Consider the following 22,768-nt stretch of genomic DNA (forward strand, 5'->3'; position numbering starts at 1 on the left):
GGTGGTGATGGGGACTGTGCTGCTGACGGGTTTCGAGCCGTTCGATCAAGACCTGATCAACCCGTCCTGGGAGGCAGTGCGCCTGCTGGATGGGGTGCAACTGCAAGACGGGGTGACAATCGTCGCCCGCCAATTGCCCTGTGCCTTCGCCACTGCCGGCGCCTGCCTGGAACAGTTATTGGCCGAGCATCGACCGCAACTGGTGATTGCTACCGGGCTGGGGCCTGGGCGCAGTGATATTTCCATCGAGCGGGTTGCGATCAATCTCAACGATGCACGGATCCCGGACAACCTCGGTGCCCAGCCCGTGGATACGGCAGTGATTCCTGGGGGGCCTGCTGCCTACTTCAGCACCTTGCCGGTCAAGGCCATGGTCAAGGCGCTACGCACGGCCGGAATTGCCGCCTCGGTCTCGCACACAGCGGGCACTTTCGTATGCAATCAGGTGTTCTACAGCTTGCAGCATGCGTTGGCGGGGTCGGGAGTGCGCAGTGGGTTTATCCATGTGCCTTTTCTGCCAGGGCAGGCGGCCGAGCCTCAGCCCTCGATGGCGTTGGCGACAACGGTTGAAGGGCTGCGGGTGGCAATCCTGGCCGCCTGGAATACTCCACGTGACATCGCCGAGAGCGCTGGCCAGGTCTGTTGATGACGGCCGATCCGCCGTTTACAACGCCTGGGCTGATCCGTAGATTGCATCACGGCCCAACCACGGGCGACGAGCGCACGAGGAAACCCAGCAGTGTCCGCCAAACATCCGGCCGTATTTGATCGCCAGTACCGTGCATTTCTGTTTGATATGGATGGCACGCTCCTTAACTCCATCGCCGCCGCAGAGCGGGTCTGGGCTGCCTGGGCGCTGCGCCATGGCCTGGACGTCGAGGCGTTCCTGACCACCATCCATGGCGTGCGGGCCATCGACACGATCAGCCGCCAGGCCTTGCCAGGGGTGGACGCGCACGCGCAAGCGCGCGCTATTACCGAGGCAGAGATCGAGGACGTGGAGGGCGTGGTGGCAATCCCAGGTGCCGTGGCCTTTTTGCAGAGCTTGCCTGCGCACTGCTGGGCCGTGGTCACTTCTGCGCCCAAGGCCCTTGCGTTGAGCCGTATGCACGCCGCAGGCCTGGTCCCGCCGGCCGTCATGGTTACGGCTGAGGATGTGACCAATGGCAAGCCGGACCCGACCTGTTATCTGCTCGGCGCGCGGCGTTTGGGAGTGCCGATAGGCGAGTGCCTGGTGTTCGAGGATGCAGCGGCGGGCATTCGTGCAGGCGAGGCGGCGGGCGCGGACGTGGTAGTGGTGACATCCACCCATGGCGAGCCGATGCTGACGGAGCATGGGGCTATTGCAAATTATAACGACGTGCGTGCCCAGTGCGATGCTGATGGCCGGCTGCGCCTGCTGCCGTCTACAACGGCTTGAATGCCATGCCGCGCCGGGTCAGCAGGATGTTTTGCGCGCCAATCCACTGGTGGCCCAGAGGGTCGACAATGTGCCCAAGGGTGAAGGTGCCGGTGATCAGTTTCAGCAGATAAAGCTCGCGCAGGCCTGCGAGGATTTCTTCGGGCTTGCCCCGCAGTTCGCTGGAGGATTTCGGGTTATCTACCGAGAGTTGTTCGATCAGGGACTGTAGGTGCTTGGCGTTATGTTCTATGTCCATATCGATAATGTTTTTTATGAAAGATATGGGTATGGGTGCTACCGACGTGGATAGTTCCTCATAGTTTGAATATAGGATCCAATCGGTGCTTCAAGAGGGGGTTTTCTGGTGACCACGCCCAAATGCGCGGCGGTTGAGTTTGCGCTGGATCGCAGCCTGAAGGGGCTTGAGGCAGAAGCAGAACAGATAGCCACCGAGAAACAGCGCCAGGTCAGGCCAAGAATCGGCATCCTGCGCGGGGGTACTGCCTTCCATGTAAAACCTGAGGCCGTATCCGATTGTCACGAAAGCAAGGGCAATCAGTAGGGCAATCATCCAGGATTTGTAGGCATAAGGCTCTTTGAGGGATCGCCTCATCAACGCGCTCCGAATGCACCGTAAGGTTTTGTTACGTTCCTGGAGAGATTTGTCTGCTAAATGTGCAGCAAGTTCCGTGGCTGAACCTGTGTGCTGACCACTGGTGGCGGGGCCTGGCGCAAGTTGCGCGGATCACGGGATTCCGTGGGCAGGCCAAGGGGCTTTCGCCAGCCGTTACAGGGGCGAGCGGGCTGGCTACTGGGGAGGCTTCAAGGTGTTTCGCGTTTGTCCGGTGCAGTCAGGCCTGCCTGGATGCGCTGGTAAATCTCTTCGCGATGCACGGCAACATCCTTGGGAGCATTGATGCCGATTCTTACTTGCTGGCCGCTAACGCCCAGAATGGTGATAGTAATGTCATCACCGATATTTATGCTTTCACCGACTTTGCGGGTGAGTATCAGCATGGACTTCTCCTTGATTGCTTTGAAGGACGCATGTTTCTAACAGGGCGGATGTCGGTTGTGTGTAGCTTACTGTGAAGCGCTTCCCTGTGGCTGCCTCTTTAGGACGCATGGAGGCGGCATTAATTCCCATGGCGCCATCATACAGGTCTGGGAAACATCCTTCGCAATGTTTAAGCCAACGTTTATGACGGCCAGAATAGACAGTGAATGATAAAGTTGCCTCTTTGATCCTTAAAGGGGCAGGGCAGTGCGTAAAGTAGCGATGGCATTTGTGGTATTGGCGTTGGCCGGATGCGGTGACGGGCCCAATCTCGACACCCCCCGAGACAAGGCTGAAGCCGCCAAGGCCCAGGCTCCTGCGGTTGCCGCTGTGCAGTGGGACATCCTGGTGCGCTCGCCCGACAACAAGCTGCAGGCGCTGAGTGACCTGACCGCCTGGTTGCTGGAAAACGGCTTCACGTTCTATCTGGCCAAGGAAGACGGCAAGGACCTGGTGCTGTTAGGGCCGTTCGCCAGCAAGGCCGAGGCCGAAGCAAAGCAGGCCCAATTGCAGGAAAGGCTGGTGAAAAAGAAGAAAACTGACGCCGAGTCGCTGGTGATCGAGCACAAGGCCCGCCCGTAATACGGTGGTTGGCGGGATCCGTGGATCCCGCTCGCGTTTATCCGCAGGCCTTGAGGTTCACCGGGCCGACGAACTCATTGCCACGCCCCATCACGCAGGCCACGGTCTGATTGCGCTGGCGCTCCCAGGGCTGAACGGGATAGGTACGGTTCCAGGCTTCATACAACTGGCGGTCCTGTTTCGACAGGCGCAGGCCGTATTGTTTGCTCATGTAAAAGTACGTCCGGGCAATCATGCCGCGGATGGATGGCCTGGGCATGACCTTCTTGGCCTTGAAGTCCACCTGGGTCAGGCATGAACCATATTGCCCACCCTGCACCGGCAACCAGCCAAAACTGAAGTTGTTGCGGTCACCATTGACCTCGCCGATGCTCGGCACCAGGTTGTGCAGGTCAGCTTCGGCGCGTTTGAAGACGCTATCGGTACGTGTGCAGTTCTTGCGACCACCGTCCTGCCAGCACTGGCGTTGATGGCCGATCTGCCACGCCGGGACAATGTGCTCCCACTCGATGCGCGCCGCGCGGTTGGCGTTTTTACGGGGAATGTAGCCGCAGGCTTTCAGGTCTACCCGGTTACCCGTGTATTTGCAGCCGCAATAAAACTCCGTGGATTGCGGGGCGTAGAGTTTCCAGGCGATTTTCTTGGCTTCACTGAAGGTGCGTGGGGCTTGGGCGTGGGCAGTGGTGGCAAAAAACACACAGAACAGGGCGATAAAACGGACACTCATTGACTCAATCTTCCTTCGGTACGACCCAGAAAATCTGCACGCCGCCATCATCGCGATAGGCGAGGGTGACGTTGTCGTTTTCTGCGATTTCCTCCAGTAGTCGTGCCCATTCGTCCTCGGGTTCCTCGGGCAGGCGAAAAATCAGCGCGGCCTTGTTTTTTTGCGCGTTGGTGGAATTGATGATTTTTTGCACGCGGATCGCCAGGCGTTGATAGGCGTCGGGAGGTGTCGGTGCTGCGGAGGAGGGCTTGGCCACGGAGGAGTCCTTAATTAGCTGTACGAACATACAGTATTTAACTGTGAGGAAATTCGCAACTGCTTAAAATTCAAGAAGTCCGTGTGACAACGGTTTACGCGGATTGGTGTACAGCGAGGATTTTTTGTAGGAGCCGGCTTGCCGGCGATGGCATCCCTGGGACCACCATCGCCGGCAAGGGTTATATCAGTGACTCAGTATTCCCAGAACATGCGTTGCAGTTCTTTGCTGTCCTGGGTCTTGGTCAGGGCGACCATGGCCAGGATGCGGGCTTTTTGCGGGTTCAGGTCATGAGCCACGACCCAGTCGTATTTGTCGTCAGGCTGTTCGGCATTGCGCAGAACGAAACCGCCGGCATTGACGTGGGAAGAGCGAATGATTTGCACGCCTTCCTTACGCAGTTCCTGCAGGGCAGGTACTACCTTGGCCGGTACCGAGCCATTGCCGGTGCCGGCATGGATGATGGCTTTGGCGCCAGCCTGGGCCAGGGCTTTGTAGGCGGTGTCGCTGACGTTGCCATAGCCGTAGGCAATTTCAACATCCGGCAGGCTCTTGATGTTCTTGATATCGAACTCAGAGTTCATGGTGTGACGCTTGGCCGGCTGGCGGAACCAGTAGGACTTGCCTTCTACAACCATGCCCAGTGGGCCCCAGGCACTTTTGAAGGCTTCGGTCTTGATGTTGATCATTTTGCTGACGTCGCGACCCGACTGGATCTCGTCGTTCATGGTCACCAGTACGCCTTTGCCGCGTGCGTCTTTGCTACCGGCTACAGCCACGGCGTTGTACAGGTTGAGCATGCCATCGGCAGACATGGCAGTGCCTGGACGCATGGAGCCCACGACTACGATTGGCTTGTCGGTTTTTTCCACCAGGTTGAGGAAGTAGGCGGTTTCTTCGAGGGTGTCGGTGCCGTGGGTGATCACGATACCGTCCACGTCCTTGCTGTCGGCAAGTTCGGCGACACGACGACCCAGTTGCAGCAGGTTTTCGTTGGTGATGCTTTCGGAAGCAATCTGCATCACCTGCTCACCACGCACGTTGGCGATCTGGCTGAGCTCGGGAATGCCGGCGATCAGTTGTTCGATACCGACTTTGGCGGCCTGGTAGGTGGCGCTGTTGGCAGCGCTGGCGCCGGCGCCGGCGATGGTGCCGCCAGTGGCCAGCACGACCACGTTGGACAGCTTGGTCTTGGATTCAACTTCCTTGGCCTGGGCGGCAACCGGGAAGAGCAGCAGCAGGGCTAAGGCGCCCGGAACAAAGTTCTTGAGTGCAGATTTCATTATTTTTCTCTCTAGTTTTGATGAGTGCGTGTGCAGGTTCATCCAGAACACCCAGGCTGCGCTGAGCGCCACAAGGTGCTGTTTAAGAGCAGGATTTGTACCAGGCGGATTTTGTTCTAGGTTTGATTTTAACTTATTGATTTAAATCATTTTTTTACATTTAGAAAATTTGCTGGCTTTAACTCGTGTCCGAATTTCCGAACGCTGGCGGCTTCGGCGTTCGGTTGTCCGAAAATCACCCTGGAAAAATCAGCATCACCCTCCTGAAATGTTTCTGCGCAACTGTCGTTTTAGAGAACGATCACCCAGCCCGAATGTTTAGCCCGCACGCGGTCAAGTTGTAAGGCAGGCGCTAGAGCCCGCGCAGGAAAAGCACATTTCTCTCGTTGACAAAATTCAGCAGTCTTCGCATAGTTTGTTTAGCGCAAACGTTTGCGAGCTATTTCACGAGCACTCCATGAGTGAGGTGAAGGTGCAGGCGTTGCTCACAATAATCATAAGATCGGAGTGAACCCATGAAGCTGCCATTCGCTGGACGTTTACTGGCTGCCGCTGTGCTGGCTGCCGCATCCGCTGCCCTGCCTCTCTCCTCTGCATTCGCTGATGACACCGCCGTCAAACCCAAGGTCGGCCTGGTGATGAAGTCTTTGGCCAACGAGTTTTTCGTCACCATGCAAGACGGTGCCAAGGACTATCAGAAAGCTCACGCCGCTGATTTCGACATGATCACCAACGGCATCAAGAACGAAACCGATACCTCGGCGCAGATTGATATCGTCAACCAAATGATTCTCGCCAAAGTCAACGCCATCGTCATCGCGCCCGCCGACTCCAAGGCGTTGGTCAACGTGCTGAAGAAAGCCTCCGACGCCGGGATCAAGGTGGTCAACATCGATAACCGCCTCGACCCTGAAGTGCTGAAAAGCAAAAACCTCGACGTTCCCTTTGTCGGTCCGGATAACCGCAAGGGTTCGCGCCTGGTCGGCGAGTACCTGGCCAAGCAACTGGCGAGCGGTGACAAGGTTGGGATCATCGAAGGTGTGCCGACCACCACCAACGCCCAGCAACGCACCGCCGGGTTCAAGGATGCGATGGATGCGGCCGGCATGAAGATTGTCTCCGTGCAGTCCGGTAACTGGGAAATTGACCAGGGCAACAAGGTCGCGGCGGCCATGTTGAGCGAATACCCGGACCTCAAGGCACTGCTGGCCGGTAACGACAATATGGCTTTGGGCGCCGTTTCTGCGGTGCGCGCGGCGGGCAAGGCGGGCAAGGTGCAGGTAGTTGGCTACGACAACATTGCCGCGATCAAGCCGATGCTCAACGACGGTCGCGTCCTGGCTACCGCCGACCAGGCGGCTGCACAACAAGCAGTGTTTGGTATCCAGAATGCGCTGAAGCTGGTCAAGGGTGAAAAAGTCGAGTCCGTGGACGGTGTGATCGAAACACCGGTTGAACTCGTCCTCAAGCAATAATCCCTGGCTGCGCACTACAGCGCCCGCTCAGGTCGAGCGGGCGCCTGGAGATTTTCCTATGTCATCTTCCGCACCGGCCACTGTCCTCTCGGTCAGCGGTATCGGTAAGACCTATGCCCAGCCCGTCCTGTCCGACATCACCCTGACGCTCAATCGCGGCGAGGTGCTGGCACTGACCGGCGAGAATGGCGCGGGCAAAAGCACCCTGTCGAAGATCATCGGCGGCCTGGTCACGCCAACCACTGGGCAGATGCAGTTCAACGGCCAGGACTATGCCCCGGCCAGCCGCACCCAGGCAGAAAAGCAGGGGGTTCGCATGGTGATGCAGGAGCTCAACCTGCTGCCGACCCTGACGGTGGCCGAAAACCTGTTCCTCGACAACCTGCCCAGCCGTGGTGGCTGGATCAGCCGCAAGCAACTGCGCAAGGCCGCGATCGAGGCCATGGCGCAAGTGGGCCTGGATGCCATCGATCCAGACACCCTGGTCGGCAGCCTGGGCATCGGCCATCAACAGATGGTCGAGATCGCCCGTAACCTGATCGGCGACTGTCATGTGCTGATCCTCGACGAGCCGACCGCGATGCTCACCGCCCGTGAAGTCGAGATGCTGTTTGAACAAATCACCCGCCTGCAGGCCCGGGGTGTGGCAATTATCTATATTTCCCATCGGCTGGAAGAACTGGCGCGGGTAGCCCAGCGCATTGCGGTGCTGCGTGACGGCCAGTTGGTATGTGTCGAGCCGATGGCCAATTACAACAGCGAGCAACTGGTCACGTTGATGGTCGGTCGCGAACTGGGCGAGCACATCGACCTCGGCCCACGCACCATCGGCGCGCCGGCCTTGACGGTGAAGGGCCTGACCCGTTCGGACAAGGTTCGTGATGTGTCCTTTGAAGTGCGGGCCGGTGAAATCTACGGCATCTCGGGGTTGATCGGCGCCGGCCGCACTGAGTTGCTGCGCCTGATCTTTGGTGCCGACCTGGCCGACAGTGGCACGGTCGCCCTTGGCTCGCCGGCGCGGGTGGTGAGCATTCGCTCGCCGGTGGACGCGGTGGGGCATGGCATTGCGCTGATCACCGAGGATCGCAAGGGCGAGGGCCTGTTGCTCAGCCAGTCCATCAGCGCCAACACGGCCCTGGGCAATATGGCCAAAGTGTCCAGCGCCGGCCTGGTCAATGGCCGCGATGAAGCGGCCCTGGCCAAGCGCCAGATCGACGCGATGCGTATCCGCAGTTCCAGCCCGGCGCAATTGGTGTCCGAGTTGTCGGGCGGCAATCAGCAAAAGGTGGTGATTGGCCGCTGGCTGGAGCGCGATTGTGCGGTGATGCTGTTTGATGAACCGACCCGTGGCATCGACGTGGGCGCCAAGTTCGATATCTATGCGCTGCTTGGTGACTTGACCCGCCAGGGCAAGGCGCTGGTGGTGGTGTCCAGTGACCTGCGCGAGCTGATGCTGATCTGCGACCGCATCGGGGTGCTGTCTGCCGGGCGCCTGATCGAGACCTTTGAGCGGGACAGCTGGACCCAGGACGAATTGCTTGCCGCCGCATTTGCCGGCTATCAGAAACGTGATGCGCTGCTCAATGAAGCGGCGCCCAGGACAACCCCATGAAAACAGCTACTCCAACCGCAAAAGCCGGCGGTAATTTCTACGGCCTGGGCACTTACCTGGGCCTGGCCGGCGCCTTGCTGGCCATGATCGCGCTGTTCTCGGCTCTGAGCAGCCACTTTTGGTCCTATGACACGTTCAGCACCATCGCCAACCAGATTCCCGACCTGATGGTGCTGGCGGTGGGCATGACGTTCATCCTGATCATTGGCGGCATCGACCTGTCGGTGGGTTCGGTGCTGGCCCTGGCCGCGTCTGCGGTCAGCGTGGCGATCCTCGGCTGGGGCTGGAGCGTGGTCCCGGCAGCGCTGCTCGGCATGGGTTGCGCGGCACTGGCGGGGACCATCACCGGCTCGATCACCGTGGCCTGGCGGATTCCGTCGTTCATTGTGTCCCTGGGCGTGCTGGAAATGGCCCGTGGCGCGGCCTACCAGATGACCGGGTCGCGCACTGCCTATATCGGCGACTCTTTCGCCTGGCTGTCCAACCCGGTGGCCTTTGGTATCTCACCATCATTCATCATTGCGCTGCTGGTGATTATCGTCGCCCAGGCAGTGCTGACGCGTACCGTCTTTGGGCGCTACCTGATCGGCATCGGCACCAATGAAGAAGCGGTGCGTCTGGCGGGGATCAATCCAAAACCCTACAAGATCCTGGTGTTCAGCCTGATGGGGCTGTTGGCTGGGGTGGCAGCATTGTTCCAGATTTCCCGCCTGGAAGCGGCTGACCCGAATGCGGGCTCCGGCCTGGAGCTGCAGGTGATTGCCGCAGTGGTGATCGGCGGCACCAGCCTGATGGGCGGGCGTGGCTCGGTGATCAGCACGTTCTTCGGGGTGCTGATCATTTCGGTATTGGCGGCCGGCCTGGCGCAGATCGGCGCGACCGAACCGACCAAGCGCATCATTACCGGCGCCGTGATCGTGATTGCAGTGGTGCTCGACACCTACCGCAGTCAACGCGCCAGTCGGCGGGGCTGAGCCATGGCAACCATCAAGGATGTGGCGGCGCTGGCGGGCATTTCCTACACCACGGTATCCCATGTGGTGAACAGGACCCGTCCGGTCAGCGAGCCCGTGCGGCTCAAGGTCGAAGCTGCGATCAAGCAGCTGGACTATGTACCCAGTGCGGTCGCCCGCTCGCTGAAGGCCAAGACCACCGCGACCATCGGCTTGCTGGTGCCCAACAGCCTCAACCCGTATTTCGCTGAGCTGGCCAGGGGCATCGAGGACTACTGCGAGCGCAATGGCTACTGCGTGATCCTGTGCAATTCCGACGATAACGCCGAGAAGCAGCGCAATTATTTGCGGGTGCTGCTGGAGAAGCGTGTCGACGGCTTGATCGTCACCTCGGTCGGCGGTGATGACAGTGGCCTGGCCACGGGCCTCAAGGCGGTGCGCACGCCCATGGTCATTGTCGACCGGGGCCTGGAGGGCGTTGATGTGGATCTGGTGCGCATCGATCACGAGCAGGGCGCGTACCTGGCAACCCGGCATTTGCTGGAGCTGGGGCACCGGGATATCGCCTGTATCGGTGGGCCCGCGCGCACGCGTGTCGCGCAGATGCGCCTGGCCGGTTACCAGCGTGCGTTGCAGGAGGCCGGGATTGTCGTGTCTGCCAGTCGCGTGCTGGAGAGCGATTTTACCAGTACCGGCGGCTATGCGGCGGCGGTGCAGTTGTTGGCGGACCAACCGCCCAGCGCGATATTCGCCGGCAACGACATGATCGGTTTCGGTGTGCTGCGCGCGGCCGCCGAGCGCAACCTGCGGGTGCCTGCCGAGCTGTCGGTGATAGGTTTTGATGACATTCAAATGAGCCGCTATGTGTACCCCGCGTTGACCACCGTGGGCCAGTCGATCCTGCAATTGGGGGAAACGGCGGCGGAGTTGTTATTGCGACGGATTGCGACACCACAATTGCCGGCTGACCAGCGCATTGTCACGCCGAGCATTGTCTTGCGTGAGTCAACGGCGCCGTTGGCTGGCGTGTTTGCCTCAAACCGCTGAACGAATTGATGAGTATTGATGTATGCCAGCAACAGTAGTGGTAGTAGGCAGTTTGAACATGGACCTGGTGACCCGGGCCAGCCGGCTGCCTCGCGGCGGTGAAACCCTGGTGGGCCAGTCGTTTGCCACGGTGCCGGGCGGCAAGGGCGCCAATCAGGCGGTCGCTGCGGCGCGTCTGGGGGCTGACGTTGCGATGATTGGCTGTGTGGGCAGCGATGCCTACGGCGCCCAACTGCGCGATGCGCTGGTGGTGGAGGGTATCGACTGCCAGGCGGTCAGTGAGGTGCAGGGCTCCAGTGGCGTCGCGCTGATTGTGGTCGATGATAGTAGCCAGAATGCGATTGTGATTGTCGCTGGTAGCAACGGCCAGCTGACACCCGCGTCGCTGCTGGCGTTCGACGCCGTGCTGCAAGCGGCGCAGGTGATTGTCTGCCAGCTCGAAGTGCCGATGGATACCGTGGGGTATGCCCTCAAGCGCGGTCGTGAACTGGGCAAGACGGTAATCCTCAACCCCGCGCCCGCCAGTGGCCCGTTACCGGCAGACTGGTACGCCGCGATCGATTACCTGATCCCCAACGAGAGTGAAGCGTCGGCCTTGAGCGGTGTGCCGGTGGACTCGCTGGAAACAGCCAAGGTCGCGGCTGCCCATTTGCTAAAAGCCGGGGCAGGCAAGGTCATTGTGACCCTTGGCTCGCAGGGCGCACTGTTCGCCGATGGCCAGGGCTTCGAGCATTTGCTGGCGCCCAAGGTGCAGGCCGTGGATACCACAGCGGCGGGCGACACCTTTGTCGGTGGTTTTGCCGCGGCACTGGCCAATGGTCAGGGTGAGGCCGAGGCCATTCGTTTCGGCCAGGTCGCGGCGGCCCTGTCGGTCACCCGTGCCGGTGCGCAACCCTCCATTCCTACACTGCATGACGTTCAAGGCGTTGCTCGCCCATGAAAAAGACTCCATTGCTCAACATTGCCCTGTCGCGGCTGATTGCCTCTCTTGGCCACGGCGACATCCTGGTGATCGGTGATGCCGGTCTGCCAGTGCCGCCGGGCGTGGAACTGATCGATCTGGCGCTGACCCAGGGCATTCCCGACTTCATCAGCACCCTGCGCGTGGTGCTCAGCGAGATGCAGGTTGAAAGCCACGTATTGGCCGAGGAAATCCTGCTCAAGCAGCCGCCGGCGCTGGCGGATCTCAACGCACTCGACCAGGGTGGCCTGGGTGAGCGCCGCCTGCTCAGTCATGAACAATTCAAGTTGCTCAGCCACAAGGCGCGCGCGGTGGTGCGTACAGGCGAGTGCCAGCCCTACTGTAATATCGCGCTGGTGTCTGGCGTGACTTTCTAGCATTTCCCACAATGACAAGGAGTGCGTCATGCAACGTAGAACCCCAATCCTGCGACACCTGTTTCGGAGTGTGCTGCTTTTGTCCGTACTAACTGCTGCAAGCGCCCAGGCGGCGGAAAAAATCGACCTGATCATTGATACCGATCCGGGTGCAGACGATGTGGTCGCGCTGCTGTTTGCGATGGCGTCGCCACAGGAACTGAATATCCGGGCATTGACCACCGTGGCCGGCAACGTGCGCCTGGACAAGACCTCGCGCAATGCCCGGTTGGCCCGTGAGTGGGCGGGCCGTGAAGAGATTCCGGTGTATGCCGGCGCGCCGCAGCCGCTGCTGCGCACGCCGATCTATGCCGAGAATATCCATGGCAAGGAAGGCATTTCCGGGGTCACCGTACATGAGCCGAAAAAAGGCCTGGCCGAAGGCAATGCGGTGGACTACCTGATCAAGACCCTGAGCACCGCCAAGCCCCATAGCATCACCATTGCCATGCTCGGCCCGCAGACCAACCTGGCGCTGGCACTGACCCAGGCGCCGCAAATCACCCAGGGCATCAAGGAGGTGGTGGTCATGGGCGGCGCGCATTTTAATGGCGGCAACATTACCCCGGTGGCCGAGTTCAACCTGTTTGCCGATCCGGTGGCTGCTGAAATTGTCCTCAAAAGTGGCGTCAAGCTGACCTACCTGCCGCTGGACGTGACCCACAAGATACTCACCAGCGACGCGCGCCTGAAGAAGATCGCCGACCTGAACAACAACGCCAGCAAAGTGGTGGGCGATATTCTCAACGAATACGTCAAAGGCGATATGGAGCACTACGGTATGAGCGGCGGCCCGGTGCATGACGCCACCGTGATCGGCTACCTGCTCAAGCCTGAGTTGTTCACCGGGCGCCAGGCCAATATGGTGGTCGATAGCCGCGAAGGCCCGACGTTCGGCCAGACCATCGTCGATTGGTACGATGGCCTCAAGCACGACAAGAACGTGTTCTGGGTGGAAAGCGGCGATGCCCAAGGCTTCTTCGACCTGCTCACCGAACGCCTGGCGCGCCTGAAGTAAGCGGCCTGTTGGCGGGTTTCTATTCGCGCTGGGGGTCTTCGACGCCCATATGGTCGGCCGGGTATTTTTCGAATATCTGGCCGATAAAGGCTTGTGCGGCCTGGGTGCCCAGTTCCTTGACCAGCAGGTCTATGCCGATGATTGCCAATTCTTCCGGGCTGCCTGGGCTGTAGGAGCTTTGCCCTTGGGGCCACTTGGCTTTGATATCGGCATTGATGGTAACGGTGGTCATCGGGTTCTCGCGGTTCGCAAAGGCTGGAATGGCCTGCAGAGTTAACCATCTTGCGCCGCGTTTGGCACTGCTACTTAGGCATGAGGGGAGGGCTGTGCGACACTGGTACTTTGTTTAATTGCCAGGACAAGCCACGTGCACATCGATTTGACCAACCCCAAGAGCCTCACATTGGAAGCCGTTCGCCAAATGATTGCCAGTGCCAGCGACGACCAGCACACCCAATTGCGGGTGACCAAGGCTGGTATCGCCTATATCTCCTCCTGCGTGGTGGGTGGGATGGACGTCAACGGCCTGTTGTTTCGCCTGGAGACCTGGGCGGCAGGGTCGGGCTATGTGGGCCGGATAGCGGCCAGTGATGAGGTGTGGGTGACACAGATTTATAACGCGCTGAAACAGAATTGGCCGAATCCGCCGTTTGACTACATCGACGTCTACTGACACTTGTTCATATCTGGTGACGAATGATTCATCCGGCCGTAGGGCCGAGTCAGGCAGACTCGCTTACGGCCAATTGTGACAATTCTGAAACCTATTGGCCAAATCACGGTCGCACGATCTCTGTCCATTTTTATCATAGGAGGCTTCATGCCTTGGAAGCTCGCATCATTCGGTACTTTGTTGGCGGCAACCGTCCTGGCGGGCTGCAGCACTTCGGGTACCTCTGAGCCGGCCAAAGACACGGCTGCGGCTGTTCATACACGCTGTGAATCGAAGGCTGCGGAGTTTGCAATCGGGCAGAAAGCCTCGCCGCAATTGCTGGAGCAGGCCCGTACCCGCGCAGGTGCGCAGAATGCACGCATTCTCAAGCCCAACGATATGATCACCCTTGAATACCGCTCCGATCGCCTGAACCTCAATACCGATGACAACCTGGTGATCACCCGCGTCAACTGCGGCTGATAACGCCGCGCTTTTGTATCGCCCATAAAAAACCCCGTCACATGGACGGGGTTTTTTAGCTCAGCGGAGAATTACTCGCCGCGAACCTGTGCAGCTTGCATACCCTTTTGGCCTTTCTCAGCCACGAAGGAAACGGTTTGGCCTTCTTTCAGGCTTTTGAAACCGTCGCTTTCGATAGCTTTGAAGTGTACGAACAGGTCGTCACCGCCACCTTGAGGAGTGATGAAGCCGAAGCCTTTTTCATCGTTGAACCATTTAACGGTGCCGGTTTGGCGATTAGACATGGTGTATCTCCAAGAAACATATATTTTCAGTAGTACTGTGCTGCTCAGGCCAACTGGGCACACTGGGCTATCATAGTCGAAATGTTCGGCTTGGGAGCCCCCCCAAGGCACTGTTTGCTAATCAATCGCGTTTTCTTCAGTGCCCTGGCTGGCTGTAAGCCCCGGTTTACGGGGCTTTAGCACGAAATATCCGCTAGTAAAAAAAGCCGTAAAAGCTGTGTAAATTGTGCGAAATAGCAGTTTTCACAGGGTTTTCAGGTCCTTTTGATGGACTGAATTCTCGTCGTGCTTACTTTTTCTTTACGACCTTGCAGGACGAAATAGCCGCGACTGCTTTGTTTCTAAGCTCCGGGCTGGCGTTCTGGTTGGTCATCAGCTCCTTGATTTCCGCAGTGCTCAATTCTGCGTTGATCTTGTCCGCGCCACATTCGCAATGGGCTTTGGCGGTTTTGGCATCAACGTTCTGGCTTGCAGCAGCGCTGCAGTCCTGAACAAAGCTGTCCCGGGCGCCGGCAGGCCAATTGGAGGGCGCGGCGGCTTGTGCGCCGATGGAGAACAGGGCCAGGGAAGCGGCAAGGGCGAAGATCGAGGTGCTGCGCATGGTTAGATGCTCCTTGAGTCGATATGACGAACGGCGATTTTCAGTGTGTTTGAGGCCCGTCGTACAGCCCAAGTTCACTTTTGGCTGCAAAAGCCTGGAGTTTGTCGCTACAAGGCGGTAGGGCAGCGCCATGACCGTTCATCTGTGCTAGCATCCACGACCTGGCTTTTTTCATGCCAGGCTTCTTTTGTTTAACTCCAGTCACTCTGGTTCGATTATCGGTTGGCCGAAAGGCTCCTGCCGCTGTAAGGCAGGCGCTCAGCAATGAGCGGCCTGGTGTTGGATCTTGTACTGGCTCATCCCAACCCACGTGACCTTTGGTAGGGGTCACCACTAGGAGAGGAGGCGCCATGCCAACTATTACTCTTCCCGACGGCAGTCAACGTTCATTCGATCATCCGGTTTCCGTAGCCGAGGTCGCCGCATCCATCGGTGCAGGCCTGGCCAAGGCCACCGTGGCTGGCAAGGTCGACGGCAAGCTGGTTGATGCCAGCGACCTGGTCACCTCCGATGCCAGCCTGCAAATCATCACGCCCAAGGATCAAGAGGGGCTGGAGATCATTCGCCACTCTTGCGCGCACCTGATTGGCCATGCGGTCAAGCAGCTGTACCCCACCGCGAAGATGGTGATCGGCCCGGTCATCGACGAAGGCTTCTATTACGACATCGCCTACGAGCGTCCTTTCACTCCGGACGACCTGGCAGCCATCGAACAGCGCATGCACGCACTGATCGAGAAAGATTACGACGTCATCAAGAAAGTCACGCCGCGCGCCGAGGTGATCGACGTGTTCACCGCCCGTGGCGAGGACTACAAGCTGCGTCTGGTGGAAGACATGCCGGACGAGCAGGCCATGGGCCTGTATTACCACGAAGAATATGTCGACATGTGCCGGGGTCCGCACGTGCCGAACACGCGCTTCCTCAAGTCGTTCAAACTGACCAAGTTGTCCGGTGCCTACTGGCGCGGCGATGCGAAGAACGAGCAACTGCAGCGGATCTACGGCACTGCCTGGGCTGACAAGAAGCAGCTGGCTGCCTACATCCAGCGCATCGAAGAAGCCGAAAAACGTGACCATCGCAAGATCGGCAAGCGCCTGAACCTGTTCCACCTCCAGGAAGAAGCGCCGGGCATGGTGTTCTGGCACCCGAACGGCTGGACCCTGTACCAGGTGCTTGAGCAATACATGCGCAAGGTTCAGCGCGAAAACGGCTACCTGGAGATCAAGACTCCGCAGGTCGTTGACCGTAGCCTGTGGGAAAAGTCCGGGCACTGGGCCAACTACGCCGACAACATGTTCACGACCCAGTCGGAAAACCGCGACTACGCCATCAAGCCGATGAACTGCCCGTGCCATGTGCAGGTGTTCAACCAGGGCCTGAAGAGCTACCGCGAGCTGCCGATGCGCCTGGCCGAGTTCGGTGCCTGCCACCGTAACGAGCCATCGGGTGCGCTGCACGGCATCATGCGCGTGCGCGGCTTCACCCAGGACGACGCCCACATCTTCTGCACTGAAGAGCAGATGCAGGCCGAGTCCGCCGCGTTCATCAAGCTGACCATGGACGTTTATCGCGATTTCGGCTTTACCGAAGTGGAAATGAAACTGTCCACTCGTCCGGAAAAACGCGTTGGCTCCGACGAGCTGTGGGATCGCGCCGAAGCTGCACTGGCCGCAGCGCTAGACAGTGCGGGCCTTGCGTACGATCTGCAGCCGGGCGAGGGCGCGTTCTACGGTCCTAAAATCGAGTTCTCGCTGAAAGATTGCCTTGGCCGTGTCTGGCAATGTGGTACCTTGCAGCTCGATTTTAACCTGCCGATCCGTCTGGGAGCCGAATACGTCTCCGAAGATAACAGCCGTAAACACCCGGTTATGCTGCACCGGGCGATCCTCGGTTCGTTCGAACGGTTCGTCGGGATCCTGATCGAGCACTACGAGGGCGCGTTCCCTGCGTGGTTGGCTCCGACTCAGGCAGTGATCATGAATATCACTGATAAACAGGCCGATTTTGCCGCTGAAGTTGAAAAAACACTCAACGAAAGCGGATTTCGTGCCAAGTCCGACTTGAGAAATGAAAAGATCGGCTTTAAAATCCGCGAGCATACTTTGCTCAAGGTTCCCTATCTTTTGGTTATCGGAGATCGGGAAGTCGAGATGCAGACTGTCGCTGTGCGTACTCGTGAAGGTGCTGACCTGGGCTCGATGCCCGTCGCCCAGTTCGCTGAGTTCCTCGCGCAAGCGGTTTCCCGGCGTGGTCGCCCAGATTCGGAGTAATTATTATTAAGCGTGAAATGAGACAAGATAAACGAGCTGCACCGAAAGCCCCGATCAACGAGAATATCTCGGCACGCGAGGTTCGGTTAATTGGGGCTGAGGGTGAGCAGCTTGGGATTGTGTCAATTGAAGACGCGCTTCTTAAGGCTGAAGAAGCCAAGCTCGATTTGGTGGAAATTTCCGCCGATGCTGTACCTCCTGTCTGCAAGCTGATGGACTACGGCAAATCGATCTTCGAAAAGAAGAAGCAGATTGCCGCAGCCAAGAAGAACCAGAAGCAGATCCAGGTTAAAGAAATCAAGTTTCGTCCAGGGACGGAGGAAGGGGATTACCAGGTAAAACTGCGCAACCTGGTACGTTTCCTGAGTGATGGGGACAGGGCCAAGGTATCCTTGCGATTCCGCGGCCGTGAGATGGCCCACCAGGAGCTGGGTATGGAACTCCTCAAGCGGGTTGAAGCTGACCTGCTGGAGTACGGTTCCGTCGAACAGTATCCTAAGATGGAAGGACGCCAGCTGATCATGGTCATCGCCCCGAAAAAGAAGAAGTAATCAATAGGGCACGGCAGGCCTTCTGATTATGTTTATCAACTGAATGCGGAGTATCCGAACATGCCAAAGATGAAGACTAAAAGTGGTGCTGCTAAGCGGTTTCTGAAAACTGCTAACGGTATCAAGCACAAGCACGCTTTCAAGAGCCACATCCTGACCAAAATGTCGACCAAGCGTAAGCGTCAACTGCGCGGTAGCAGCTTGCTGCATCCGTCTGACGTGGCAAAAGTCGAGCGCATGCTGCGCCTTCGTTAATTTTGGATCAAGAATAGAGGAAGTAACTCATGGCTCGTGTAAAGCGTGGCGTCATTGCCCGTAAGCGTCACAAAAAAATTCTGAAACTCGCTAAAGGCTACTACGGCGCGCGTTCACGCGTATTCCGTGTTGCCAAGCAAGCGGTAATCAAGGCAGGCCAATACGCCTACCGTGACCGTCGTCAGAAAAAACGTCAGTTCCGCGCTCTGTGGATCGCTCGTATCAATGCTGGTGCTCGTGTTAACGGTCTGTCCTACAGCCGTTTCATCGCTGGCCTGAAAAAAGCGTCCATCGAAATCGACCGTAAGGTTCTGGCTGAACTGGCCGTGAACGAAAAAGCGGTGTTTGCTGCGATTGTCGAGAAAGCTAAAGCCACCTTGGCTTAAGTACCCCCGACAGTCACCCTGGGCTACGCCGTAGTCCAAGGTGGTAAACGTCATAAATAGGGGAAGAGCCTTCAAGCTCTTCCCCTATTTTGTATCTGGAGTCTGTACATGGAAAACCTGGACGCGCTGGTCGCTCAAGCTCTTGAGGCTGTGCAAAGCGCTGAAGATATCAATGCCCTGGAGCAAATCCGGGTTCACTACCTTGGCAAAAAAGGTGAATTGACTCAGGTGATGAAGACCCTGGGCAATCTGCCGGCCGAACAGCGCCCGCAAGTCGGCGCGCTGATCAACGTTGCCAAGGAGCGTGTCACAGAGGTTCTCAATGCGCGCAAGGCGTTGTTCGAGGAGGCCGATCTTGCGGCCAAGCTCGCCGCCGAGTCCATTGACGTGACCCTGCCTGGCCGCGGCCAGACCTCTGGCGGTCTGCATCCGGTTACCCGGACTCTGGAACGTATCGAGCAGTTCTTTACCCACATCGGCTACGGCATTGCCGAAGGCCCTGAGGTCGAAGACGACTATCACAACTTCGAGGCGCTCAACATCCCAGGCCATCACCCGGCCCGGTCGATGCACGACACCTTCTATTTCAATGCGAACATGCTGTTGCGCACCCATACCTCGCCGGTACAGGTCCGCACCATGGAATCGCAGCAGCCGCCGATCCGCATCGTCTGCCCAGGCCGTGTGTACCGTAGCGACTCCGATATCACCCACTCGCCGATGTTCCACCAGGTCGAAGGCCTGCTGGTTGATCGCGATATCAATTTCGCCGACCTCAAAGGCACCATCGAAGAATTCCTGCGGGTGTTCTTCGAAAAAGAGCTGGCGGTACGTTTCCGCCCGTCCTACTTCCCGTTCACCGAGCCATCCGCCGAAGTTGATATGGAGTGCGTGATGTGCAGCGGTAAAGGCTGCCGTGTCTGCAAACAGACTGGCTGGCTGGAAGTCATGGGCTGCGGCATGGTTCACCCCAACGTGCTGCGCATGTCCGGGATCGATCCAGAAGAATTTTCGGGCTTTGCCTTCGGCATGGGCGTCGAGCGTCTGGCCATGCTGCGTTACGGCGTGAACGACTTGCGCCTGTTCTTCGACAACGACTTGCGGTTCCTCGCGCAATTTCGCTAGTCGTAACGAACCTTTAGGAGAGCAGGATGAAATTCAGTGAACAATGGCTGCGTGGCTGGGTAAGCCCGCAGGTAAATCGCGATGAGCTGGTTGCTCGTCTGTCGATGGCCGGTCTTGAGGTCGATAGCGTTACGCCGGCCGCCGGTGTTTTCAGTGGCGTGGTAGTGGGCGAGGTGCTGAGCACCGAGCAGCACCCGGACGCCGACAAGCTGCGTGTGTGCCAGGTCAGCAATGGCGCGGAAACTTTCCAGGTCGTGTGCGGTGCGCCAAACGTGCGCCCGGGCCTGAAGATTCCGTTTGCGATGATCGGTGCCGAGCTGCCCGGTGACTTCAAGATCAAGAAAGCCAAGCTGCGTGGCGTTGAGTCCAACGGCATGCTGTGCTCCCAGTCGGAGTTGCAGGTTGGCGAAGGCAACGATGGCTTGATGGAGCTGCCGGCTGATGCGCCAGTGGGCCAGGACATCCGTGTCTATCTGGACCTGGAAGACGCCAGCATCGAAGTCGACCTGACTCCGAACCGCGGCGACTGCCTGTCCCTGGCGGGCCTGGCCCGTGAAGTCGGTGCGCTGTACGGCGTGCCTGTCACGCGTCCGGTAGTGACAGCGGTCCCGGCAGTCCACGACGAAGTGCGTTCCATCGAAGTGCTGGCACCAAACGCATGCCCGCGCTACCTGGGTCGTGTCATTCGCAATGTCGACCTGTCCCGGCCGACCCCGCTGTGGATGGTCGAGCGCCTGCGTCGTGCCGACGTGCGCAGCATCGATGCCGCTGTCGACATTACCAACTACGTGATGCTGGAGCTGGGTCAACCGCTGCACGCCTTCGATCTGGCCGAGATCAACGGTGGGATCCGCGTGCGTATGGCCGAGGAAGGCGAAAAGCTGGTCTTGCTCGATGGCCAGGAAGTCACCCTGCGCAGCGATACCCTGGTGATTGCTGATCATTCCCGCGCCCTGGCCATTGCCGGTGTGATGGGCGGTGAGCACAGTGGTGTGTCCGCGACGACCCGTGACGTATTCCTTGAAAGCGCGTTCTTCGACCAGATCGCTGTGGCGGGCAAGGCTCGTTCTTACGGCTTGCACACCGATGCCTCGCACCGCTACGAGCGTGGCGTGGACTGGCAACTGGCCCGTGAAGCCATGGAGCGCGCCACCGGCCTGCTGCTGGAAATCACCGGCGGTGAAGCTGGCCCGATCATCGAGACGGTCAGCGAGCAGTATTTGCCGTCGATTGCACCGGTGACGTTGCGCGCTCAGCGCGTCGAGCAAATGCTCGGCCTGGTGATTGAAGAGGCGCAAATCGTGCGCCTGCTGACCGGTCTGGGCCTGGGCATCAGCGCTGATGGGGAAGGGCAATGGCGTGTAGAAGTGCCAAGCCATCGCTTCGATATCAGCCTTGAAGTCGACCTGATCGAAGAGCTGGCCCGTCTGTACGGCTACAATCGCCTTCCGGTTCGTTACCCGCAAGCGCGCCTGGCCCCGCAACCCAAGACCGAAGCCCGTGCACACCTGCCTGAGCTGCGTCGCCTGCTGGTCGCCCGTGGTTATCAGGAAGCGGTGACCTACAGCTTCATTGATCCCAAGCAGTTCGAACTGTTCACCCCGGGTGTCGAGCCGCTGTTGCTGGCCAACCCGATCTCCAACGACATGGCAGCCATGCGCTCGTCCCTGTGGCCAGGCCTGGTGAAAGCACTTTCCCACAACCTGAACCGTCAGCAGGACCGCGTGCGCATGTTCGAAAGCGGCCTGCGCTTTGTCGGCCAACTGGACGGCCTGAAGCAAGAGCCGATGCTGGCTGGTGTGGTCTGCGGCAGCCGTTTGCCGGAAGGTTGGGCGCAGGGTCGCGACCCAGTGGACTTCTTTGACGTCAAGGCGGACGTGGAAGCGGTGCTGGGCTTTGCCGGCGCGCTGGATGCCTTCGCGTTTGTCCCTGGCAGCCACCCGGCCTTGCATCCAGGCCAGACTGCGCGCATCGAGCGCGAAGGTCGCCTGGTCGGTTTCGTCGGTGCGATCCACCCTGAACTGTCGAAAACCCTCGGTCTCGACCGTCCTGTGTTCGTCTTCGAGCTGGTGTTGGCTGAAGTCGCTGCGGGCAAGATGCCTAAATTCAGCGAGCTGTCGCGTTTCCCGGAAGTGCGTCGTGACCTGGCCCTGGTGGCGGATCGTGATGTCGCGGCCAGCGCCGTGCTGCAAGTAATCCGAGAAAATGCAGGCGAATGGCTGACGGACCTCAGGCTATTTGACGTCTATCAGGGTAAAGGCATTGATCCGCATAGAAAAAGCCTTGCAGTTGGCTTGACCTGGCAGCATCCATCGCGCACTCTTAATGACGATGAGGTGAATACCACGACGCAAAATATCCTCACCTCGCTCGAACAAAGGTTGAACGCCACGTTAAGGAAGTGACGTATGGGGGCTTTGACGAAAGCTGAGATGGCGGAACGTCTGTACGAAGAGTTGGGTCTGAACAAGCGCGAGGCCAAGGAATTGGTCGAGCTGTTTTTTGAAGAAATCAGGCACGCTCTGGAAGACAACGAACAGGTCAAATTGTCCGGTTTCGGCAATTTTGACCTGCGGGACAAACGCCAGCGGCCTGGCCGCAATCCAAAAACGGGAGAAGAAATCCCGATCACGGCTCGCCGTGTGGTCACCTTTCGTCCAGGGCAGAAGTTGAAGGCCCGAGTTGAGGCTTATGCTGGAACCAAGTCATAACGACGAGCTACCCGTCATCCCAGGCAAACGCTACTTCACCATTGGTGAAGTCAGTGAACTCTGTGCGGTAAAACCGCATGTGTTGCGCTATTGGGAGCAGGAGTTTCCTCAACTCAACCCCGTCAAACGCACCGGGAACCGTCGGTATTATCAGCGACAGGATGTGCTGATGATCCGACAGATCCGCGCGTTGCTGTACGACCAGGGGTTCACCATCAGCGGCGCACGCCAGCGCATGTCTGGTGATGAAGCCAAAGACGACACCACCCAATACAAGCAACTGATCCGCCAGATGATCTCCGAATTGGAAGATGTACTGGTGGTTTTGAAAAAGTGAAACAAGCCTTTAAAATACTTCCACATTTCAAATGCTTGCGGTATATTCCTGATCGCTTCGTTATGAAGCGAACCCAGTTTCACGCCTAGTCGGGGCGTAGCGCAGTCCGGTAGCGCACTAGCATGGGGTGCTAGGGGTCGAGTGTTCGAATCACTCCGTCCCGACCATATTTTTCAATGACTTAGCCCAATCTGAAAAGGTTGGGCTTTTTCATGTGTGCGGTTTTTTGCGAGGCGAATCGCGGTTTCCTTCTTAAGGTCGGCAGCGACGGTCCGCTAGAGTCTGTTCTCGAAACCTTGTCGTCGGATGTCGCTCATTAGT

The 22,768-nt window shown here is 58.6% G+C and carries 29 protein-coding genes and 1 tRNA gene; 21 read left to right on the forward strand and 9 right to left on the reverse strand.

Annotated features, from left to right (window positions below; translation table 11 throughout):
* Positions 1 to 7 precede the first annotated feature (7 nt).
* Both pcp and HBO12_RS24415 read left to right on the forward strand, forming a co-directional pair.
* A complete protein-coding gene (pcp, locus tag HBO12_RS24410; protein ID WP_170043457.1) occupies positions 8 to 646 on the forward strand; it encodes a pyroglutamyl-peptidase I in 639 nt (212 codons plus the stop codon).
* 93 nt (positions 647 to 739) lie between these two features.
* Positions 740 to 1,420 (forward strand): HAD-IA family hydrolase, encoded by a 681-nt coding sequence (locus HBO12_RS24415; protein ID WP_170043458.1) that lies wholly within the window; start codon positions 740 to 742, stop codon positions 1,418 to 1,420.
* Here HBO12_RS24415 and HBO12_RS24420 read toward each other — a convergent pair.
* The 3 genes from HBO12_RS24420 to csrA all read right to left on the reverse strand — a co-directional run bounded on the left by HBO12_RS24420 (position 1,407) and on the right by csrA (position 2,419).
* The gene (locus HBO12_RS24420) at positions 1,407 to 1,658 is read right to left on the reverse strand and encodes a hypothetical protein (protein WP_169953490.1); all 252 of its coding nucleotides are present in this window, start codon (positions 1,656 to 1,658) and stop codon (positions 1,407 to 1,409) included. The genes HBO12_RS24415 and HBO12_RS24420 overlap by 14 nt on opposite strands.
* 90 nt (positions 1,659 to 1,748) lie before the next feature.
* Positions 1,749 to 2,015 (reverse strand): hypothetical protein, encoded by a 267-nt coding sequence (locus HBO12_RS24425; RefSeq protein ID WP_170043459.1) that lies wholly within the window; start codon positions 2,013 to 2,015, stop codon positions 1,749 to 1,751.
* Between the two features lie 209 nt (positions 2,016 to 2,224).
* Entirely contained in the window at positions 2,225 to 2,419 is a 195-nt protein-coding gene (csrA, locus tag HBO12_RS24430; protein WP_007920550.1) for a carbon storage regulator CsrA, read from the reverse strand.
* 247 nt (positions 2,420 to 2,666) lie between these two features.
* Here csrA and HBO12_RS24435 point away from each other — a divergent pair, with 247 nt between their 5' ends.
* The gene (locus HBO12_RS24435; protein WP_346266498.1) at positions 2,667 to 3,041 is read left to right on the forward strand and encodes an SPOR domain-containing protein; all 375 of its coding nucleotides are present in this window, start codon (positions 2,667 to 2,669) and stop codon (positions 3,039 to 3,041) included.
* A 37-nt stretch (positions 3,042 to 3,078) separates the two neighbouring features.
* Here HBO12_RS24435 and HBO12_RS24440 read toward each other — a convergent pair whose 3' ends face one another.
* The 3 genes from HBO12_RS24440 to HBO12_RS24450 all read right to left on the reverse strand — a co-directional run bounded on the left by HBO12_RS24440 (position 3,079) and on the right by HBO12_RS24450 (position 5,307).
* Complete coding sequence (locus HBO12_RS24440; RefSeq protein WP_169953494.1) at positions 3,079 to 3,768, reverse strand: endonuclease; 690 nt, start codon at positions 3,766 to 3,768, stop codon at positions 3,079 to 3,081.
* Between the two features lie 4 nt (positions 3,769 to 3,772).
* Positions 3,773 to 4,024 carry a DUF1654 domain-containing protein gene (locus HBO12_RS24445; protein WP_057438624.1) on the reverse strand — a complete coding sequence of 84 codons (252 nt, stop codon included), beginning with the start codon at positions 4,022 to 4,024 and terminating at the stop codon, positions 3,773 to 3,775.
* Between the two features lie 194 nt (positions 4,025 to 4,218).
* A complete protein-coding gene (locus tag HBO12_RS24450) occupies positions 4,219 to 5,307 on the reverse strand; it encodes an asparaginase (RefSeq protein ID WP_057438625.1) in 1,089 nt (362 codons plus the stop codon).
* 515 nt (positions 5,308 to 5,822) lie between these two features.
* On the opposite strand from HBO12_RS24450, the gene HBO12_RS24455 reads away from it, so the two are divergent.
* The 7 genes from HBO12_RS24455 to HBO12_RS24485 are packed head-to-tail and all read left to right on the forward strand — an operon-like array spanning position 5,823 to position 12,789.
* Positions 5,823 to 6,782, forward strand: a complete 960-nt coding sequence (locus HBO12_RS24455) for a sugar ABC transporter substrate-binding protein (RefSeq protein ID WP_170043460.1) — start codon at positions 5,823 to 5,825, stop codon at positions 6,780 to 6,782.
* A gap of 58 nt (positions 6,783 to 6,840) precedes the next feature.
* The gene (locus HBO12_RS24460; protein ID WP_170043461.1) at positions 6,841 to 8,394 is read left to right on the forward strand and encodes a sugar ABC transporter ATP-binding protein; all 1,554 of its coding nucleotides are present in this window, start codon (positions 6,841 to 6,843) and stop codon (positions 8,392 to 8,394) included.
* Entirely contained in the window at positions 8,391 to 9,368 is a 978-nt protein-coding gene (locus tag HBO12_RS24465; protein ID WP_169953500.1) for an ABC transporter permease, read from the forward strand. The genes HBO12_RS24460 and HBO12_RS24465 overlap by 4 nt, the downstream gene beginning before the upstream one ends.
* A 3-nt stretch (positions 9,369 to 9,371) precedes the next feature.
* A complete protein-coding gene (locus HBO12_RS24470; RefSeq protein WP_170043462.1) occupies positions 9,372 to 10,394 on the forward strand; it encodes a LacI family DNA-binding transcriptional regulator in 1,023 nt (340 codons plus the stop codon).
* A 22-nt stretch (positions 10,395 to 10,416) separates the two neighbouring features.
* Positions 10,417 to 11,334, forward strand: coding sequence for a ribokinase (gene rbsK, locus HBO12_RS24475; protein ID WP_169953504.1), 918 nt, complete (start codon positions 10,417 to 10,419; stop codon positions 11,332 to 11,334).
* Positions 11,331 to 11,732: a D-ribose pyranase gene (gene rbsD, locus HBO12_RS24480; RefSeq protein ID WP_169953506.1), complete on the forward strand. Its 402-nt coding sequence runs from the start codon at positions 11,331 to 11,333 to the stop codon at positions 11,730 to 11,732. Before rbsK ends, rbsD begins: the two co-directional genes overlap by 4 nt.
* 28 nt (positions 11,733 to 11,760) lie before the next feature.
* On the forward strand, positions 11,761 to 12,789 hold the full coding sequence (locus HBO12_RS24485; RefSeq protein ID WP_170043463.1) for a nucleoside hydrolase: 1,029 nt from the start codon (positions 11,761 to 11,763) through the stop codon (positions 12,787 to 12,789).
* 19 nt (positions 12,790 to 12,808) lie between these two features.
* Here HBO12_RS24485 and HBO12_RS24490 read toward each other — a convergent pair whose 3' ends face one another.
* The gene (locus HBO12_RS24490; RefSeq protein ID WP_170043464.1) at positions 12,809 to 13,021 is read right to left on the reverse strand and encodes a hypothetical protein; all 213 of its coding nucleotides are present in this window, start codon (positions 13,019 to 13,021) and stop codon (positions 12,809 to 12,811) included.
* Positions 13,022 to 13,156: 135 nt separating this feature from the next.
* Between HBO12_RS24490 and HBO12_RS24495 the strand changes: the two genes are divergently transcribed.
* Positions 13,157 to 13,462, forward strand: coding sequence for a hypothetical protein (locus HBO12_RS24495; RefSeq protein WP_169953510.1), 306 nt, complete (start codon positions 13,157 to 13,159; stop codon positions 13,460 to 13,462).
* A 147-nt stretch (positions 13,463 to 13,609) separates the two neighbouring features.
* Positions 13,610 to 13,924 (forward strand): I78 family peptidase inhibitor, encoded by a 315-nt coding sequence (locus HBO12_RS24500; protein ID WP_169953511.1) that lies wholly within the window; start codon positions 13,610 to 13,612, stop codon positions 13,922 to 13,924.
* A gap of 71 nt (positions 13,925 to 13,995) precedes the next feature.
* On the opposite strand, the gene HBO12_RS24505 is transcribed toward HBO12_RS24500, so the two are convergent.
* Together HBO12_RS24505 and HBO12_RS24510 are read right to left on the reverse strand one after the other, a co-directional pair.
* Positions 13,996 to 14,208, reverse strand: coding sequence for a cold-shock protein (locus HBO12_RS24505; protein ID WP_003234260.1), 213 nt, complete (start codon positions 14,206 to 14,208; stop codon positions 13,996 to 13,998).
* A gap of 289 nt (positions 14,209 to 14,497) precedes the next feature.
* The gene (locus HBO12_RS24510; RefSeq protein WP_169953512.1) at positions 14,498 to 14,809 is read right to left on the reverse strand and encodes a hypothetical protein; all 312 of its coding nucleotides are present in this window, start codon (positions 14,807 to 14,809) and stop codon (positions 14,498 to 14,500) included.
* Between the two features lie 350 nt (positions 14,810 to 15,159).
* On the opposite strand from HBO12_RS24510, the gene thrS reads away from it, so the two are divergent.
* The 9 genes from thrS (at position 15,160) to HBO12_RS24555 (ending at position 22,614) form a co-directional block, all read left to right on the forward strand.
* A complete protein-coding gene (gene thrS / locus HBO12_RS24515; RefSeq protein WP_169953513.1) occupies positions 15,160 to 17,082 on the forward strand; it encodes a threonine--tRNA ligase in 1,923 nt (640 codons plus the stop codon).
* Entirely contained in the window at positions 17,082 to 17,633 is a 552-nt protein-coding gene (infC, locus tag HBO12_RS24520) for a translation initiation factor IF-3 (RefSeq protein ID WP_170043543.1), read from the forward strand. Before thrS ends, infC begins: the two co-directional genes overlap by 1 nt.
* 60 nt (positions 17,634 to 17,693) lie before the next feature.
* Positions 17,694 to 17,888: a 50S ribosomal protein L35 gene (rpmI, locus tag HBO12_RS24525; protein ID WP_002553160.1), complete on the forward strand. Its 195-nt coding sequence runs from the start codon at positions 17,694 to 17,696 to the stop codon at positions 17,886 to 17,888.
* Between the two features lie 29 nt (positions 17,889 to 17,917).
* Positions 17,918 to 18,274 (forward strand): 50S ribosomal protein L20, encoded by a 357-nt coding sequence (rplT, locus tag HBO12_RS24530; RefSeq protein WP_003174975.1) that lies wholly within the window; start codon positions 17,918 to 17,920, stop codon positions 18,272 to 18,274.
* Positions 18,275 to 18,382: 108 nt separating this feature from the next.
* Positions 18,383 to 19,399, forward strand: coding sequence for a phenylalanine--tRNA ligase subunit alpha (gene pheS, locus HBO12_RS24535; RefSeq protein ID WP_169953514.1), 1,017 nt, complete (start codon positions 18,383 to 18,385; stop codon positions 19,397 to 19,399).
* A 26-nt stretch (positions 19,400 to 19,425) separates the two neighbouring features.
* Positions 19,426 to 21,804 (forward strand): phenylalanine--tRNA ligase subunit beta, encoded by a 2,379-nt coding sequence (gene pheT / locus HBO12_RS24540; RefSeq protein WP_170043465.1) that lies wholly within the window; start codon positions 19,426 to 19,428, stop codon positions 21,802 to 21,804.
* A gap of 3 nt (positions 21,805 to 21,807) precedes the next feature.
* Complete coding sequence (gene ihfA / locus HBO12_RS24545) at positions 21,808 to 22,110, forward strand: integration host factor subunit alpha (protein ID WP_002553164.1); 303 nt, start codon at positions 21,808 to 21,810, stop codon at positions 22,108 to 22,110.
* Positions 22,091 to 22,447: a MerR family transcriptional regulator gene (locus tag HBO12_RS24550; RefSeq protein ID WP_003174972.1), complete on the forward strand. Its 357-nt coding sequence runs from the start codon at positions 22,091 to 22,093 to the stop codon at positions 22,445 to 22,447. Before ihfA ends, HBO12_RS24550 begins: the two co-directional genes overlap by 20 nt.
* Positions 22,448 to 22,537: 90 nt before the next feature.
* Positions 22,538 to 22,614, forward strand: a tRNA-Pro gene (locus tag HBO12_RS24555).
* Positions 22,615 to 22,768 lie beyond the last annotated feature (154 nt).

Source organism: Pseudomonas sp. WS 5059 (genome assembly GCF_012985525.1).
In the GTDB taxonomy this organism is placed as follows: domain Bacteria; phylum Pseudomonadota; class Gammaproteobacteria; order Pseudomonadales; family Pseudomonadaceae; genus Aquipseudomonas.